This is a genomic window from Flavobacterium araucananum (assembly GCF_002222055.1).
Taxonomy (GTDB): domain Bacteria; phylum Bacteroidota; class Bacteroidia; order Flavobacteriales; family Flavobacteriaceae; genus Flavobacterium; species Flavobacterium araucananum.
Genome location: NZ_MUGS01000035.1, coordinates 26,418 through 44,991, shown reverse-complemented (window position 1 = coordinate 44,991; position 18,574 = coordinate 26,418). Strand labels below are relative to the sequence as shown.

The 18,574-nt window shown below is 34.1% G+C and carries 11 protein-coding genes; 7 read left to right on the top strand and 4 right to left on the bottom strand.

From position 1 onward, the window contains the following. Positions 1-169 precede the first annotated feature (169 nt). From B0A64_RS16400 to B0A64_RS16390, 3 genes are all read right to left on the bottom strand, one after another. Positions 170-4,183, bottom strand: coding sequence for a two-component regulator propeller domain-containing protein (locus B0A64_RS16400; RefSeq protein ID WP_165769835.1), 4,014 nt, complete (start codon positions 4,181-4,183; stop codon positions 170-172). A 258-nt stretch (positions 4,184-4,441) separates the two neighbouring features. Beyond that, positions 4,442-5,134, bottom strand: a complete 693-nt coding sequence (locus B0A64_RS16395) for an SIMPL domain-containing protein (protein WP_089480583.1) — start codon at positions 5,132-5,134, stop codon at positions 4,442-4,444. 52 nt (positions 5,135-5,186) lie between these two features. Continuing rightward, complete coding sequence (locus B0A64_RS16390) at positions 5,187-5,825, bottom strand: rhomboid family intramembrane serine protease (RefSeq protein ID WP_089480582.1); 639 nt, start codon at positions 5,823-5,825, stop codon at positions 5,187-5,189. A 112-nt stretch (positions 5,826-5,937) separates the two neighbouring features. On the opposite strand from B0A64_RS16390, the gene B0A64_RS16385 reads away from it, so the two are divergent. Next, positions 5,938-6,810: a lysophospholipid acyltransferase family protein gene (locus B0A64_RS16385; protein WP_089480581.1), complete on the top strand. Its 873-nt coding sequence runs from the start codon at positions 5,938-5,940 to the stop codon at positions 6,808-6,810. A gap of 223 nt (positions 6,811-7,033) precedes the next feature. Then, complete coding sequence (locus tag B0A64_RS16380) at positions 7,034-8,521, top strand: glycosyl hydrolase (protein WP_089480580.1); 1,488 nt, start codon at positions 7,034-7,036, stop codon at positions 8,519-8,521. 78 nt (positions 8,522-8,599) lie between these two features. On the opposite strand, the gene glmM is transcribed toward B0A64_RS16380, so the two are convergent. Next, entirely contained in the window at positions 8,600-9,988 is a 1,389-nt protein-coding gene (glmM, locus tag B0A64_RS16375; protein ID WP_089480579.1) for a phosphoglucosamine mutase, read from the bottom strand. A gap of 251 nt (positions 9,989-10,239) precedes the next feature. Here glmM and B0A64_RS16370 point away from each other — a divergent pair, with 251 nt between their 5' ends. From B0A64_RS16370 to uvrA, 5 genes are all read left to right on the top strand, one after another. After that, positions 10,240-10,824 carry an acyl carrier protein phosphodiesterase gene (locus B0A64_RS16370; protein ID WP_089480578.1) on the top strand — a complete coding sequence of 195 codons (585 nt, stop codon included), beginning with the start codon at positions 10,240-10,242 and terminating at the stop codon, positions 10,822-10,824. A 40-nt stretch (positions 10,825-10,864) separates the two neighbouring features. Beyond that, positions 10,865-12,547: a gamma-glutamyltransferase gene (gene ggt / locus B0A64_RS16365; RefSeq protein WP_089480577.1), complete on the top strand. Its 1,683-nt coding sequence runs from the start codon at positions 10,865-10,867 to the stop codon at positions 12,545-12,547. Positions 12,548-12,622: 75 nt separating this feature from the next. Then, the gene (locus B0A64_RS16360) at positions 12,623-14,407 is read left to right on the top strand and encodes a chloride channel protein (protein WP_089480576.1); all 1,785 of its coding nucleotides are present in this window, start codon (positions 12,623-12,625) and stop codon (positions 14,405-14,407) included. A gap of 63 nt (positions 14,408-14,470) precedes the next feature. Next, complete coding sequence (locus tag B0A64_RS16355) at positions 14,471-15,424, top strand: Fic family protein (RefSeq protein WP_089480575.1); 954 nt, start codon at positions 14,471-14,473, stop codon at positions 15,422-15,424. Positions 15,425-15,524: 100 nt separating this feature from the next. Further along, entirely contained in the window at positions 15,525-18,359 is a 2,835-nt protein-coding gene (gene uvrA / locus B0A64_RS16350; protein ID WP_089480574.1) for an excinuclease ABC subunit UvrA, read from the top strand. The last annotated feature ends 215 nt before the right edge of the window (positions 18,360-18,574 follow it).

Genomic DNA, 18,574 nt, shown 5'->3' with positions numbered 1-18,574 from the left:
CGCAATTAACTATTATTTTGGATTAAAAATTAATGAGTATTAAAAAATAACAGTATTTTTTTACATTATCTATAATTATCAAATAAATTGTTATTTCTGTAACTAAAACGTTTGCGATTCTTTCTACAATAAAAAACAGCATACCAATTATCATTTAGACCCGGGAGACTTATTTGATAATATTCAAATCAGAGTTAAAAGAACTCTTATATTTTTTGATATATTCTGAAGGCGTCATTCCAAAAAGTTTTACAAATTGCTGTCTAAAATACTTAGGATCTTCAAAACCAACCTCAGCACTTGCCTGGGTAATATTGATATCTTCCGTGAGCATTAGCATGGCAGCTCTTCTAATTCTAACCGAACGTATAAAGGCATTTAGGGTTTGACCTGAGATAATTTTAATTTTAGTATATAACGTTCTGTGGCTCATGCCCATCTCGAGGGCAAAGTTTTTGATTGTAAAATCTCTTTTATGGATATTAGATTCTACGATATCAATACACTTTTTTAAGATTTCCTGATATTCAACCGGAACTTTCTGGTTATTTTCTTTAAGTGTAATACTGTCTAGAAAGTATTTACGTAAATTACTTCTGTTCTTTAATAACGACTCTACGCGAGCCACGAGTATATCATCGTCAAATGGTTTTGTGATATAATCATCGGCGCCATCACTTATTCCCTGAAGATGGGTTTCGGGATTTTTGGATGCCGTTAATAATATTACCGGAATATGAGACAATGCACTATTTTCTTTGATTTTTCGGCACAATTCAAGACCATCCATTTCATCCATCGTAATATCGCTTATTACTAAATCCGGCAGGTATTTTTTGGTCAATTTTAACCCTTCTTCACCATTTTTTGCACTATAAACGATATAGGTTTCAGAAAATAATTTGATCAGATACCCTCTTATTTCTGCATTATCATCAATAATCAAAACAGTACGTTTGTCTGTAAGCATTATTTTCTGAAAATCATTTTCTGAAACAGTATTAGAAAACGAATTGTTTTCGTCTATTTCATCTACAATAAGTTCGTTAAACAACTGGCTTCTTTGTGGTACAATATTCGTAATTTCAATATTGGCAAAATGGCGGTTTCCTTTTAAAAACGTTAATTTAAACACGCTGCCTTTCCCAATTTCACTAATACAACTTACGGTTCCTTTGTGTTTATCTACAAAATATTTTACAATATAAAGTCCAATTCCAAAACCGGTTCCAACAGATACTTTTGAATTTATTTGTTTAAATTTTTCAAAAATAACATCAATATCTTTTTTTGCTATTCCGTCACCGTTATCAGAGATTTCGAGCTCAACCTCTTGTTCATTTTCTGCAAGCCTAAGATTAATTTCTCCTCCTGTTTGCGTATACTTAAAAGCATTAGACATTAGATTGAATAACGAAATTTCAATTTTTTCGTAATCTCCTATAATTTCAATACCATAATCCGGAATATTAAAATTATAATTAATGTTTTTCTCTTTTGCCTGATTTACAAAACACTGATACACTTCGTTGCAAAGGCTATTAACATTGATAGTCGACAATCTAAGTGAATCGGCATCATTTTCGGCCTTACGAAAAAGCAACAACTGATCGACCAGACTTAATAGTCGTCTGGCATTTCGATGTGCAATTGCCAAATCGCTTCCCGAAGAGCCATTTTGAACGCTTTCTTTTTGAACTGCTTTTTTAAGCGGGTTTATAATCAACGAAAGCGGTGTGCGAAATTCATGAGAAATATAGGTAAACATAGACGATTGTTTCTCTGCGATTTCCTTTTCTTTCTTACTTTCTAATTCGGCAATTTTTACTTTATACTTTAGTTTTTCCTTATTTTTATTGTATTTTATATAAGCAAAAACAACTCCAATGCCTGCTAATAAATACAAGGTATAAGCCCACCAGATTCTGTACCAGGGCGGGAGAACAATAATTGTAATTAGATTTTTGTCTTTGTTCCAACCGCCTTTAAAATTGGTTGTTTTTACTTTAAAAATATATTTTCCTTCCGGTAGCCTTGAATAATTTGCTTTTCGTGCCTGACCCACATAATTCCATTGCTCGTCCCAGCCTTCTAAGTAGTAAGCATAATTTATTTTGTCGGCATTATTATAATCTAATGCAACAAACTCGAGCGATAAAGTTGTTTGATCATAAGGCAGGCTTGCTTCTTTGATTTTACCCAAATTCCATTCTGAAACTAAATCGGCTTTGCTTTCTTCAATCGGTTGATTGTTTACATAAAAATCTGTTAGCAATAAATTATTCTTCTGATTAAATCCCTTTATTGCTTCGGGAAAAAAGAGATTAAATCCGTTTATTCCTCCAAACAAAAATTCTCCGGTTGATAATTTTAAGCCTGCATTAAAACTAAACTGATTGCTTTGAAGTCCATCATTTACAGAAAAATTACGGAAGGTTTTTAATTTTTTATCAAATCTGCACACTCCGTTATAAGTACTCATCCATAAGTTGCCATCTTTATCCTCGAGCATCCTTAAAATGGTGTTTGAAGGCAATCCATCATCTGTTGTCAATCTTTTGAAGGTATTTGTTTTTCTGTCAAACAATAATAATCCACCTTCCTGAGTGCCTAGCCAAAGATTTTTATCGGTGTCTTCATGAATGCATCTAATAGGATTTCCTATTGTTACTCTATTGATTTTTCCGGTTGTTTTTTCGATAGCAAATAATGTCGCATAATTTCCTCCCCAAAGCTTTCCGTCACTGGTTTCGGTTAGACATTGCAAATTAGTGATGGATTTATCAAACAATTCAAAATTGTTTTTAGAGCGATCAAAAAGATATAAGGAACCTTCGTTTGTGGCACTTGCCCAAATATTGGCTTTTGAATCTTTGTAGACAAACCAAATATTTTTCTCTGCTTGTTTGGTATAAGGATTATAGCATTGATAATGCGCAACCAAATTATTCTTTGTGTTAATTCTATTGATGCCACCCGCCCAGGTAGACAGCCAGATATCATTATTGTTATCCCGAATTATTCCGGTAATAAAAGTGCTCGAAAGCTTATTATTATAATTTGTATAGGTATTGTTTTTTCTATTCCAGTATTTTAAGCCTGCACCATCTGTACCTACCCATATATTTTTTTTTTCATCTTCGCAAAAAGACAGAATAAAGTTTTCTGAAGGATCATTTGCATTATATCGTATGCTTTTAAAATATTTAGGCGTACTGCTCAGCATACTGATCCCGCCGCGCAAAGAACCAAACCATTTATTTCCTGACTTATCTTCGTACAGACTCCAAACCGAATTACTTTTTGCTAATTGATTTTCTTTTAAGGCATTGTGCGAAATAGCTGTTTTACTGCTTTCGATCACTTTATAAATCCCGCAACCATCTGTTGTAATCCAGATTTCTTTTTTCTTGTCCAGAAGAATATCTGTAACGCTGCATTTGTCATGAAGATAATTTTCAGAAATTGAACCTGATTTGGTATTCAAAAGAAAAAGCCCCTCATCAGTTCCTAACCAAAGATTTCCATCAAAAGACATTTTCATAGATTTTACTTCCTTAGAAACAGGAAAAACTACTTTTAAATCTTTCAGGAAATAACTATAACTGCAAACACCAACGTTCCGGACGTAAACCCAACAATGTTGATTTTTTTTATCGTCCTGAAGGGCAATTGCATCATAATTGTTGATACTAATTTTATTTTCAAGATGTTTTAATGGAAGATGTTTTCCAACAAAAGAACCATCTTCAAAAGTTATAAGCCCTAAACTTTGAGAAGCAATTAATACCAAGTTATCCGAAACAGATCGTATTTGATGAATAATGTCTTTTAGAGCTTTTGGTTTTTTATTTTCGAAAGTAAATTCGACCAGATTAAATGTTGCATTGCTTTTATTGTAAACACAAACTCCATTGGCACCACCAACCCAAATGTTTTTTTTAGAATCGCCTTCGATATTATAAATTGTATTGAATGGCAATGATTTTCTATCGTTGATTCTATTTCTAAAAACCTTAAAATTGTAGCCATCGTATCTATTCAATCCATCATACGTTCCAAACCACATATAACCATCACTATCCTGAAATATTGTAGTCACTGAATTATTAGACAAACCATCTGATATATCAAGAAATTTAACCGGATTTTCCTGTGCGAAAACAAGTAGGTGAAATCCCATTAATAAAGTCAGATTTATAAAAAAATTCTTCAAGGTTTATTAGATTAAATGATGGTATTTTTTAGTTTGCCAAAAAAGCATAATTACCAACTAAAAATAGCAATAATTTAAAAATATCATTGTGAATAAACCAAAAAATATGGTTTTTAAATTTTTTGTACTTCTAAAATAAAAGCATAAAAAAATCCAAATCCCAATTTTTACATTGGGATTTGGATTTTATATACCGAGGGTTTCGGGATAGGAACTTATATCTCTTTAGTCTAAAATAAAGCTTACACTTACATTTGCAGTTACTTCGATTTCTCCAATTGCCAAGGTATCATTTTCAGCTCCACCGTTGCTGTCCATTGCCATTGATTTCATAGCAGCATACATTGGTTGTGGGTGGTATACTTGCGAGTTATCAGAAATAGTGATTGCTTTACCAATTTTTTGTCCTAACACAGAAACGTAATCTTCTGCTTTTGCTTTAGCATCTTTTATAGCTAATTTTCTAGCTTCTGATTGAAGTTGCGCTAATTTTGAAGTTTCAAAAGAAACTCTGTCTAAACGGTTGATGCCTTGCTGAACCAAACCTTCCATTAACTCATCGTATTTAGATAAATCTTTTAATACAATTTCTATTGTTTGAGTAGCATTATAAGAAGTTTTCTTTTTCTCATAATCGTATTGCGGATTAAGAGCTACTTGTTTGGTTTTGAAATCTACTGCAGAAATATTCATTTTTTTGATGAATTTTAAAACTGCATCGATTTTTTCGTCATTTTGTTTTTTGACATCTTTAGCATTATTCCCTTTTGTTTCAACAGTTGCTGAAATACAAACCTGATCAGGTGCTACTTTTACTTTGCCTTCCCCATTTACATTGATTTGAGGAATTTGTTTGATCTCTTGAGCGTAAGACATAGTCATAAACATGATTGTTAAAAATAATACTACTTTCTTCATTTTTGTTATATTTAAATTATTTGAGAATGATCTTTCAAAAGTTGTGCCAGCATTATAATTTTCCCAATTTTGCTAATACAAAAAGTATTAAAATAGGAATTGCCAATAGTATAACCATCAAACTATGATCTACAATTAGGGATGGTTCTTTTATCAAAGTAATCAAATAACCACCTATAGCTCCGCCAAAATGCGCTGTATGTCCAATATTATCATTTTTGGCGCGCATTCCGTAAATGGAATACAATAAATATAAAATTCCGAATAAATAAGCCGGTATTGGAATGACAAAAAAGATTCCCAACATCATATCGGGTTGCAATAATATAGCCGAATATAAAACTCCTGTCACTGCTCCCGATGCCCCAACTGCTCTGTAACTATAGTCGTTTTTATGAAATAACATGGTGAGTAAACTTCCAAAAATCAAACTTCCAAAATAAACCAGAACAAAAGAAAACGTACCCAACCACTGTATAACCACCGGCGCAAAAAACCAAAGTGTTAGCATATTAAAAGCCAGATGCATAATATCAACATGCAAAAAACCTGATGAAAGCATTCTGATTTGCTCACCGGAACGAATACTTCCTACATGAAATTCGTATTTTCTAAAAAAAGAAAGATCATTAAAGCCCTTGTAACTAATCAGAACATTAGCAATTATAATTGCTATTAAAATGGTATTCATAAAAAACATTTAATGTGAAATGTAAATATAGTCATTCTTAAACATATGTTAGCGTCCGGCCAAAATATCGGTGGTTATTCATTTTTACTTTATATTTGTAAAAAAATTTTACATGCAATTTCTCGTTTATATATTAGCCTATCCTTTACTTTGGCTTATCTCTATACTTCCTTTTCGTTTATTTTATTGGTTATCTGATTTTGTATATTTTATTATGTATAGAATTGTTGGCTACCGTAAAAAAGTGGTTCGGGAAAACCTGGCTCTTACTTTACCTCATTTAAGTGATGCTGAACGAAAAGAAGTCGAAAAGAAATTTTATCAGCACATGTGTGATATGTTTCTGGAAATGATCAAAACAATGAGCATTACTCCCCAAGAAATGGAAAAGAGATTTACCATTACCAATATTGAAGTTCTTCGTGAATATGAAAATAAAGGAAAAAGTGTTGTTCTTGTAGCCTCACATTATGCCAGCTGGGAATGGCTTTTGACTATTAACAAACGTATTAAATTTAGAGGAATTGGCGTTTACAAAAAAATTGCCAATCCTTATTTTGACAAATTAATTAGAAAAATACGCTCGAAATATGATGCTGAATTAGTCGAAACCAGAAAAACAATTCCGCTGATGGCACAAAACCAACGTGACGGAATTTTAAGCCTTTATGGATTAGCAAGTGATCAATCGCCTAAATTAGACCGAATTTTTCATTCGATGAAATTCATGGGAATTGAAGTTCCTGTTCATACCGGAGCCGAAATGCTGGCTAAAAAATACGATTTGAGTGTTATTTTTGTAAAGGTAAACAAAGTAGCAAGAGGCTATTATGAAGCTACTATTGTACCATTAGCCGATAATCCTAAAGAATACGAAAACTTCGAAATTACTGAAAAGTATTTAAGAGAGGTTGAAAAACAAATTTATCAAGCTCCTCAATATTATTTATGGACACACAAAAGATGGAAACATCGTGTTGAATAATATTTTCATCAAAAAAATTAAAATCCAAAAAAGACACTATTACTTTTTTGGATTTTTTGTTTTGTAAAAATATCTGAATCCAAAAAACTTCTTGTTTTATACCGGAAATAAAGCTTTTGATGGGTTTTTGTAATATTTTTTTCTGGCCAGCCTAAAATCATAAATTAGGGAAACGACTTATATTTGACATGATAAATCCTACTCAAATCTAAATTATTTACCTATGACAAAAAACAGCTGTTTTTCTTTTTTACTTGTATGTTTTTCCATGGTTACTTTCGCTCAAAGCCCCAAACGCGGAATAGCTTACGGAAAAAACTCGACCGCAGATTTACTTGCACTGAAACCCGGAATCTCGTGGTGGTACAACTGGGGATCTTTGCCGGAAAATGACACAAACACCAATTATGCGGCTATTGGCGTAGAATATGTCCCAATGGCATGGGGACAGGTAAGCGATACTGATGTACAATCTTTTATCAATAAAATAAAGCCCGGAGCAAAATATTTACTTGCTTTTAATGAGCCTAATTTTAATGATGGCGCACGACTAACTCCTCAGGAAGCTGTAAATGCCTGGAAGAATGTTGAAAAAATTGCTGCCGCTAAAAATCTGGAAATCGTAAGTGCTTCACCGGCTTTTAATGGACCCAGTAATTACGGAGGTTATACAAGTCCGGTTGCGTGGCACGATCAATTTTTTCTTTTATGCCCGGATTGTAAAGTCGATTATATTGCTTTTCATACTTATGATAGCTCATCGGGTTCTGTTATTGGCGTTACAGGACTTCTAAAAAAATACAATCGCCCTGTTTGGGTTACAGAATTTGCGAACAGAGTAATTCAGACTGCCGATCAAAAAACAACGTTTATGAAAGAGATCATAACCAGTTTTGAAAACGATCCTGATATTTACCGTTATTCATGGTTTACCGGAAGGGTTGATCCTACCTGGACAGATATGCTGGAAGGACAATTATTAGCTGCGCAAAGCGGAGTTTTAAAACCTATTGGAACTGACTATATAAATACTACTTATACGTCTAAAAAAACGAACATTCCGGGTCGAATAATCGCCAATAAACATTACCGAAGAAAAGGAACCAGTTTACAGAATACTACAGATTCAGGAACAGGACAAAACGTATCTTTGATTGATTTGGGCGACTGGAATGAATTTATGCTCCAAGTTGACAATCCCGGAACATACAATTTAAACTTTAGAGTGGCATCCCTAACAGCTCCCGGAAAATTTGATGTTTTGATAAATGATATAGTCGTTAAAACAGATGAAACATTTCCTGCAACAGGAGGAACACAAACTTTTACTAATAAAACGGTAAACGGAATTGTATTACCCGGAGGAGAAGTTTACTTAAAAATTAAATTCAAATCAAATGATATGAGCTTTAATTATATTGATGTAACAGCAGCGGTAACCTTGGGCATAAATGATCCTGTGACCGAAAAAGATTTTTTTACGATTTATCCTAATCCAATAAAAAGTCAGGCAACACTTCATATAAAATCTACTGATACAGAACCTTTGATTTTAAAGATAGTAGACATGAAAGGTAGTATTTGCTATTCTTCTGATGCCTATTTTACAAATGAAGATATTAAAATAGGCGACAAACTCTCCAGCGGAGTTTATATTGTAACCGCTACTTATGGCACTACAGTAAAGTCCCTGAAAATTATAAAAAACTAAAACCTCAGGTTTCTGCATAAAAAAACACCTCTTTCAAATGAACGAAAGAGGTGTTTTTATTTCCTGAATTGCTACAATTTAAATTCCGGCAATTGCTTTTATTTCATCTATAATTCGAAGTGCCAGAACATCTGCTTTTTCCTGAGATGGTGCTTCAGTATAAATTCTGATAATAGGTTCTGTATTTGATTTTCTTAAATGTACCCATTCAGAAGCAAAATCAATTTTTACACCATCGATTGTTGTGATATCTTCGTTTTTATATTTTTCTGTCATTGCTATTAAAATTGCATCCACATCAATTTGAGGTGTTAATTCAATTTTATTTTTACTCATATAATACTCCGGATATGAAGCACGCAATGCCGAAACAGAGATTTTTTTATTGGCCAAATGAGTAAGAAACAATGCCACTCCTACCAAACTATCTCTTCCGTAATGAGATTCCGGATAGATGATTCCGCCGTTGCCTTCCCCACCAATAATAGCATTATTTTTTTTCATTAATTCGACTACATTCACCTCGCCTACCGCACTGGCTTCATATTTTCCGCCGTGTCCAACTGTTACATCACGCAAAGCACGGGACGATGACATGTTCGAAACTGTATTTCCGGGAGTTTTACTCAAAACATAATCAGCACAAGCTACCAGCGTATATTCTTCTCCAAACATTTCTCCGTCTTCACAAATAAAAGCCAAGCGATCTACATCAGGATCGACAACGACTCCTAAATCAGCTTTTTCTTTTACTACCAGTTCAGAAATATCTGTCAAGTGTTCTTTTAAAGGTTCCGGATTGTGCGGAAAATGACCGTTTGGTTCGCAATATAATTTTACTACTTCAACGCCCATTAATTCTAATAATCTCGGAATAATAATTCCGCCTGAAGAGTTTACCCCATCAACAACTACTTTAAATTTTGCTGCTTTTACCGCTTCAACATCTACTAGTGGCAAGTTTAAAACCTCGTCGATATGAATATCCATATAGGCATCATTTATCGTGATTTCGCCTAAATTATCTACATCCGAGAAATCGAAAGCTTCTGCCTCAGCAATTTCAAGAATTTTAGCCCCTTCATCACCGCTCAAAAATTCTCCTTTTTCATTCAGTAATTTCAGAGCATTCCATTGTTTTGGATTATGAGAAGCTGTCAAAATAATTCCACCATCGGCTTTTTCCAATGGTACCGCTATTTCTACAGTTGGCGTTGTCGAAAGTCCAAGATCAATTACATTAATTCCCAAACCTACTAAAGTATTTACAACAAGGTTATGGATCATTGGTCCGGAGATTCTGGCATCACGACCAATTACAACCGTTAATTTTTCTTTTGATGTATTATTTTTTAGAAAAGTACCGTATGCCGATGCAAATTTTACAGCATCTACAGGAGTCAGGTTATCTCCTACTTTTCCACCAATTGTACCTCGTATTCCTGATATCGATTTTATTAAAGTCATTTTTGTGAGTTATGGTTACCAGTTACAAATATAGAAAAGTTACTAAGGTTCTTAGTTGCTAAGTCGCTAAGAATTTTAAAAAAAGTTATTGAGAGGCTAAGTTACTAAGGTTCTAAGATTTTAAATCAAAGTAGCATATAAAGTTTATAATGTAAAGCCTTAACATAAAACTGATCTAAAAAAGTTTTCATACTTTTACAAGAGAGAACTTAGAAACTTAGCACCTCAGAACCTTAGAAACTTCAAAAAAAATGAACTTCCTAGCTCACATTTATCTGTCCGGAGACAATGATCTAATTAAAATTGGCAATTTTATGGCTGATGGAATTCGCGGGAAACAGTTTGAACATTTTCCTGAAGAAGTACAAAAGGGCATTATTTTGCATCGCTCGATAGATACTTATACTGACTCGCATGATGTTTTTAGACAAAGTACCAAGCGTTTACATGAAAAATACCATCATTATGCCGGTGTAATTGTAGATATAATTTACGATCATTTTTTAGCCAAAAACTGGACCCAATACTCCGATGAAAAGCTGGAGGATTTTATTAATCGGTTTTACCAATCGTTGCATAATAATTATGATATCCTGACCGAAAGAACCCAGGGGTTAATGCCTTATATGATCGAAAGAAACTGGCTTTTGAGTTATCAGACTGTCGAAGGAATTCATCAAATTCTGACTCAAATGGATCGAAGGTCTAAAAATATCTCAAAAATGCAATTTGCAAGCGAAGAACTTGTTGAATTTTATGCTGAATTTGAACAGGAATTCACCCTTTTTTTTGAAGATATTAAACAACATGCCAAACAAAAATTACTCACCTTATAAAATCAATACGATTCTATAAAAACAAAATACGATTATTTTTATGAAAAGAATAGCACTATTATTCAGCTTTATTTCTATTTGTAGTTTTGCGCAACAAACTGCAAAACCTACCGGATTGGTAACCACAAAAGCCATGGTTGTTTCTGCACGTCAGGAAGCTTCAAAAGTTGGGGCAGAAATTATACAAAAAGGAGGAAATGCTTTTGATGCTATGGTTGCGACAGAGCTTGCTCTTGCGGTTGCGTATCCTTATGCCGGAAATATTGGTGGTGGTGGTTTTATGGTATATCGAAAAGCAAATGGCGAAGTTGGTTCTTTAGATTATCGCGAAAAAGCGCCATTGGCTGCCACAAAAGATATGTTTCTGGATAAAGAGGGAAATGTTATTAAAGGTAAAAGTACCGAAACAGCTTTGGCTATTGGTGTTCCGGGAACTATTGCAGGTGTTTTTGCTGTACATAAAAAATTAGGTTCTTTGCCCATGTCCGAAATTTTGAAACCTGTTATTGCTTTAGCAGAAAGAGGTGTAGTTGTAACCAAAAAGCAGGAAAAAAGACTTCAGGATTATCATGATGTTATTGTAAAAATAAACGGTCCAAATACACTTTTGGCAGGCAATTTTAAAGAAAATGATACTATAAAATATCCGGCTCTGGCAAATACATTGAAACGAATTGCAAAAAATGGAAGAGATGAATTTTATAAAGGCGAAACTGCTAAAATTTTAGTGAATTATCTTCAGAAGAAAGGTGGAATTATTACGCTCCAGGATTTAGCTAAATATGAAGCTAAATGGAGAAAGCCTTTGCAATTTAAATATAAAGATTTAAAAATCACTTCGATGTCACCTCCTAGTAGTGGCGGAATATGTCTGGCACAAATCATGAAAATGATTGCTCCTTATGATTTATCCAAGATGGGACATAATTCTGAAGAATCTATTCAGGTAATTGTAGAAGCCGAAAGACGTGCCTATGCTGACAGAAGCCAATTTTTAGGAGATCCTGATTTTGTAAAAATTCCAATTAACGGTTTATTGTCTGATACGTATTTAAAAAACAGAATGTCGAATTTTGATGTCAACAAAGCCAGTTTATCATCAGAAATCAAAGAAGGAAAAGTAAATTTTAACGAAAGCACCGAAACGACCCATTATTCGATTGTCGATGCACAAGGAAATGCAGTTGCTGCAACAACGACGCTAAATGATGGTTACGGTTCAAAATATTATTGTGATGATTTAGGTTTCTTTTTAAACAACGAAATGGATGATTTTAGTGCTAAACCAGGATCTCCAAATATGTTTGGTCTGGTAGGAAATGAAGCAAATAGCATTGCTCCTCAAAAAAGAATGTTAAGTTCTATGACTCCAACAATTGTCGAAAAAAACGGGAAATTATTTATGGTTGTTGGTTCTCCTGGCGGGTCGACCATTATAACTACTGTACTTCAAGCTATTTTAAATGTTTACGAATACAATTTTAGTATGCAGGAAGCTGTAAATGCTCCGCGTTTTCATCATCAATGGTTACCGGATCTAATTACTTTCGAACCCAATGCTTTTGACACAAAAACAATTGATAAGCTTAAAGCAAAAGGATATCTAATCAATGAAAAAAATACGCCGGTAATTGGTAAATTAGATTGTATTTTAGTGCTACCGGACAACAAACTCGAAGGCGGCGCAGATTTTCGTGGAGACGATACTGCGGTTGGTTTTTAATTTAGTTGCGTATTTTTATTTATATTAAAACATTATGAGTTAAATTTGTGGTTTTCCTAACTTTTTACAAACAGAATGCTAAAAAAATATTTTAGAAGACTAGAAAGCATCATCGCTTTGGCACAATCATTAATGACCCCAAAGCAATTTATTTTTTTATCAAGTGTTTTAATTGGTGTTTCGTGCTCATTGGCTGTAATCGTTTTAAAAACTTTTGCCCATAGCGTTTTCTCTTTTGCAACTTATATCAACGGAATTCTAAAATTGAGTTTCATTAACAGTATTCTTCCAATTATCGGAATTGTATTGACGGTTTTTGTGGTCAAAAGAATTCTAAACGGAAGTATCGAAAAAGGTACTTCACAGATTTTGTATGCCGTTGCCAAAAAAGCGAGCATTATACCCAAAAAGCAAATGTATGCCCAAATTATTACGAGCTCTTTGACCGTTGGTTTAGGAGGGTCTGCGGGATTAGAAAGTCCTATCGTAATTACGGGAGCAGCTTTTGGATCTAACTTTGCCCAGAATTATAAATTACCTTATAAAGACAGAACGTTACTTATTGGTTGCGGTGTTGCAGCCGGAATTTCTGCCGCTTTTAATGCTCCAATTGCCGGAGTTCTTTTTGCTATAGAAGTTTTACTGGTTGATGTGAGTATTTCGGCATTTACGCCAATTATGATCTCTGCTGCAACAGGTGCTTTGGTCTCGGCAATTTTATTGGATGAAACCATTTTACTTTCCTTCAAAAAACAAGAAGCTTTTAACTATCATAATATTCCTTTTTATGTCTTATTAGGATTGCTAACCGGATTTATAGCGGTTTATTATGCTCGAAATTTTCAAAGAGTTGAACACTATTTTTCGAAATCAAAAATGAGCCCGTATAGAAAAGCTTTGTTTGGTTCTTCCCTTTTAGCATTGCTTATTTTTATTTTTCCAACTCTTTTTGGAGAGGGATACGAAAGCATCAAGACACTTTCTGAATCTGATCCGGGAAAAATACTAGACAATACTTTATTTGGAGATTTTAGAAACAATCAGTGGGTTTTACTCCTTTTTGTAGGATGCACGATGATGGTAAAAGTATTTGCTTCAGGTTTAACGATTGGTAGTGGCGGAAACGGAGGAAATTTTGCTCCATCGCTATTTTTAGGATCCTATCTGGGCTATTTTTTCTCCAAATTTATCAACCTTATTGGTTTAGCAAAATTACCAATTAGTAATTTTACGATGGTTGGAATGGCCGGTATCCTGAGCGGATTGTTTCATGCGCCACTTACCGCTATTTTCTTAATCGCTGAAATCACCGGAGGTTATAGCCTGATGATTCCGCTTATGATTGTTTCTTCGATAAGTTTTGCTATTTCTAAACGTTTCGAAAAATATTCTCTTGATGTAAAAGGTCTTGCCAAAAAAGGGCACGCTTTTACGAGTAATAAAGATTCAAACATCCTTTCTACTCTGGATATTGATACCATTATTCAATGTGATTATCTGACGGTTCACCCTGATGAAAATCTAAGCAAATTAGTAGACCTTATTTCACATTCTAACCAAGTTGTATTTGCTGTAGTTAACAACGATAAAGATCTTGTTGGGATTGTTCACTTTAACGATATTCGAGAAATTATCTTTAATAATTATCGTGTAAAGTATACCCTGATCAAAGATGTTATGAAAGTACCCCCCACTACAATCTCATCGAATGACAGTATGGAAATCGTAATGAGTAAATTCGAACAATCAAAAACAGCCTTTCTGCCTGTTTTACGAAATGAAAAATACTTTGGATTTATTTCTAAATCTATAGCACTTGAAGCCTACAGAACCAAACTTCGTTCAATGACAATTGAATAGCGTTAATATCGGATAAGTTAAAAAATTGAATTACCCGATATTAAGAAGTATCTTTGTGGGATTATGTGGAATATAGACTTAACATACAGAGAAGAATTTCAATCAACATTTGATCGATTGTACCAAAAAAGGCTTGATTTGCAAAACAGCAGACCATTGCCCAACATTGCTTTACATAAAATTCGCGAAAGTTTATCTCTCGAATGGACCTACAATTCTAACAGTATTGAAGGAAACACTATGAGCTTGCGTGAAACCCAAATGGTGATTCAGGAAGGAATTACCATAAAAGGAAAATCGCTTCGGGAACATTTTGAAACACACAATCATGATAAAGCAATTGATTATTTGTATACCATTGTAGATGAAAATTACAACCTGCGAAGCATCGATATTTTATCGATTCATGGTTTGGTCTTACGCTCTATAGAAGATGATTTTGCAGGACGCTTGCGCAATGGAGGTGTTCGTATTTCAGGAGCTAATTTTATGCCGCCAAATGCGAATAAAGTTTCAGATTATCTTGACGAATTAATAGCTTTTATCAATATAAACCCTTTAGGATTAAATGATATTGAACTCGCAACCATATACCATCATAAATTAGTCTGGATTCATCCTTTCTTTGATGGAAATGGTCGAACCGTTCGTTTAAGTATGAATTTATTATTAATGCGTTGTGGTTTTCCGCCTGCTATTATTCTAAAAAATGACAGAAAGAAATACTACGAAGCATTAAATCAGGCTAATACTGGCAATTATCAAAAACTTACCCTTTTGATGTGTCAGGCTTTAGAGCGCACACTCAACATATACTTAAGTTCGATGCCGGGAAGCACTTATGATTATCAGCCCATACAAAATATTGTAAGCGAGCCAAATGCCCCTTATGGTCAGGAATACGTTAGTTTATTGGCCAGAACCGGAAAAATAGACGCTTATAAAGAAGGTCGAAATTGGTATACTACCAAAGAAGCTATCGAAGAATATATGGCAACCAGAAAAAGAAAACGCTAACTTAGGTTAGCGTTTTTTGTTACTAATTGTAACATAAAGTTTTGTAGTCTAGGGTCAAAAGAATAAATCAAAGTGGTAACTTTGCGTTTTGCTCAAATTTATGTTAGAAAAAGACAATACTATTGAAGTTCTTGGTGCAAGAGTTCATAATCTAAAAAATATAGATATTTCTATTCCGCGTGAGAAACTGGTGGTTATTACCGGTTTATCAGGTTCGGGAAAATCCTCATTGGCATTTGATACCATCTATGCCGAAGGACAACGTCGTTATGTAGAAACGTTTTCGGCCTATGCCAGACAATTTCTAGGTGGCTTAGAACGTCCGGATGTTGATAAAATCGACGGACTTTCGCCAGTTATTGCGATCGAACAAAAAACAACCAGTAAGAGTCCGCGTTCTACAGTTGGAACTATTACAGAAATATACGATTTCCTGAGACTTCTTTATGCTCGTGGTGCTGATGCTTACAGCTACAACACAGGCGAAAAAATGGTTTCCTACTCTGATGAACAAATTAAAGATTTGATCATTCAGGATTTTAAAGGAAAACGCATCAATATCCTTGCTCCTGTTATTAGAGCCAGAAAAGGTCATTATGCCGAATTATTCCAGCAAATTACCAAACAGGGATTTCTTAAGGTTCGTGTAAATGGAGAGGTACAGGATTTGGTTTCAGGAATGAAATTAGACCGTTATAAAACGCATGATATCGAAATTGTAGTAGACAGGATGTTGATTGAAGATACTGAGGACAATCAAAAAAGATTATCAGAAAGTATTAATACTGCAATGCATCATGGCGAAAATGTCCTGATGATTTTAGATCAGGATACGAATGAAGTGCGCTATTTTAGTAGAAACCTGATGTGTCCTACAACCGGAATTTCATATCAAAACCCGGAACCTAATTTATTCTCGTTCAACTCTCCAAAAGGAGCTTGCCCACATTGCAATGGGTTAGGAACGGTGCATGAAATTAATGTCAAGAAAATTATCCCGAATCCTAAATTATCGATAAAAGCCGGTGGTTTTGCTCCGCTTGGGGAATATAAATCGTCCTGGATTTTTAAACAACTGGAAGTTATTGGAGAGAAATTTAGTTTTAAAATAACGGATCCAATCGAAAAAATTCCGGAAGAAGCCATGAACATGATTTTACATGGCGGAAAGGATAAATTTACAGTAAATTCTAAAGACTTAGGTGTAACCCGCGATTATAAAATTGATTTTGAAGGAATCTCGCATTTCATCAAAAATCAATATGATGAAAGTGCTTCGACGACAATAAAACGTTGGGCAAAGGATTTTATGGATGAAGTAAATTGTCCGGTTTGCGATGGTTCCCGTCTAAAAAAAGAAGCATTATTCTTTAAAATCAACGGCAAAAATATCGTTGAATTGTGTGATATGGATATTTCTGACCTAACCATTTGGTTTCAGGATTTAAATAGCCACTTGTCTGAAAAACAACTTTTGATTGCCTCAGAAGTTGTAAAAGAAATCAAAGACCGTTTAAATTTTCTAATGAATGTTGGTTTGAATTATCTTGCTTTAAGCCGAAGTTCAAAATCACTTTCGGGTGGTGAAGCACAACGTATTCGTCTCGCCACACAAATTGGTTCACAATTGGTTGGTGTTTTATACATTCTGGATGAACCAAGTATTGGTTTGCACCAACGAGATAATGAAAAGCTAATTCACTCCTTAGAACAATTACGTGATATAGGAAACTCAGTTATTGTAGTAGAGCATGATAAGGACATGATCGAACGTGCTGATTATGTAATTGATATTGGACCAAAAGCAGGTAAATATGGTGGTGAAATTATAAGTATTGGAACTCCGGCAGAAACTTTAAAATCAAATACTATTACTGCTCAATATTTGAATGGTAAAATGAAATTGGAAATTCCCAAAGAGCGGCGTAAAGGAAATGGAAAGTTCCTGAAACTAACCGGAGCAACAGGAAACAATCTTAAAAATGTCTCGATCGAATTGCCTTTGGGGCAGTTGATTTGTGTAACAGGAGTTTCTGGAAGCGGAAAATCTACTTTGATAAACGAAACCCTCTACCCTATTTTGAATGCCTATTATTTTAACGGCGTAAAAAAACCGCAACCTTATAAAAAAATTGAAGGTCTTGAACATATAGACAAAGTAATTGATATTGACCAAAGTCCTATTGGGAGAACGCCACGTTCGAATCCGGCGACTTATACAGAGGTTTTTACCGAAATTAGAAACTTGTTTACGATGACGTCTGAAAGTATGATTAGGGGTTACAAAGCGGGACGTTTTAGTTTTAATGTAAAAGGCGGACGTTGCGAAACCTGTGAAGGTTCTGGGGTTCGAACTATCGAAATGAACTTTTTACCGGATGTTTATGTAGAATGTGAAACCTGTCAGGGGAAACGTTTTAACAGAGAAACTCTGGAGATTCGCTATAAAGGAAAATCTATCTCGGATGTATTGAATATGACAGTTGATGAAGCGGTTCCGTTTTTTGAAATGATTCCGAAAATTTATAGAAAAGTAAAAACAATACAAGATGTTGGTTTAGGATATATCACACTTGGACAACAAAGTACAACACTTTCCGGTGGTGAAGCACAACGTATAAAACTAGCCGGAGAATTGTCTAAAAAAGATACGGGAAATACTTTTTATATCCTGGATGAACCTACTACAGGTTTACATTTTGAAGATATTCGCGTTTTAATGGACGTGATCAATAAATTGGTTGATAAAGGAAATACAATTTTAGTGATCGAACATAATATGGACGTTATTAAACTTGCCGATTATATTATCGATATTGGTCCAGAAGGCGGAAAAGGCGGCGGACAATTGATCGCCAAAGGAACTCCTGAAGAAGTAGCGAAAAGTAAAAAAAGTTATACAGCAAAGTTCTTGAAAAAAGAGTTAGAGGCATAACAGCTTTGCTCTACATATTTAGTACAACACCTTTGTCAACGTTTTAAACCTTGACAAAGGTTAATATAGTGCATCATTTTTATTTTGTACTATCTTTAATCTTCAAAATATTTAATAATGAATTAAATGTTTGAACACGGTAATTTCAAGATAAAATCTGAGAGTTTTTACACTTATTCAATTGACTGATAATGAATAATCAACCTAGAGATTAA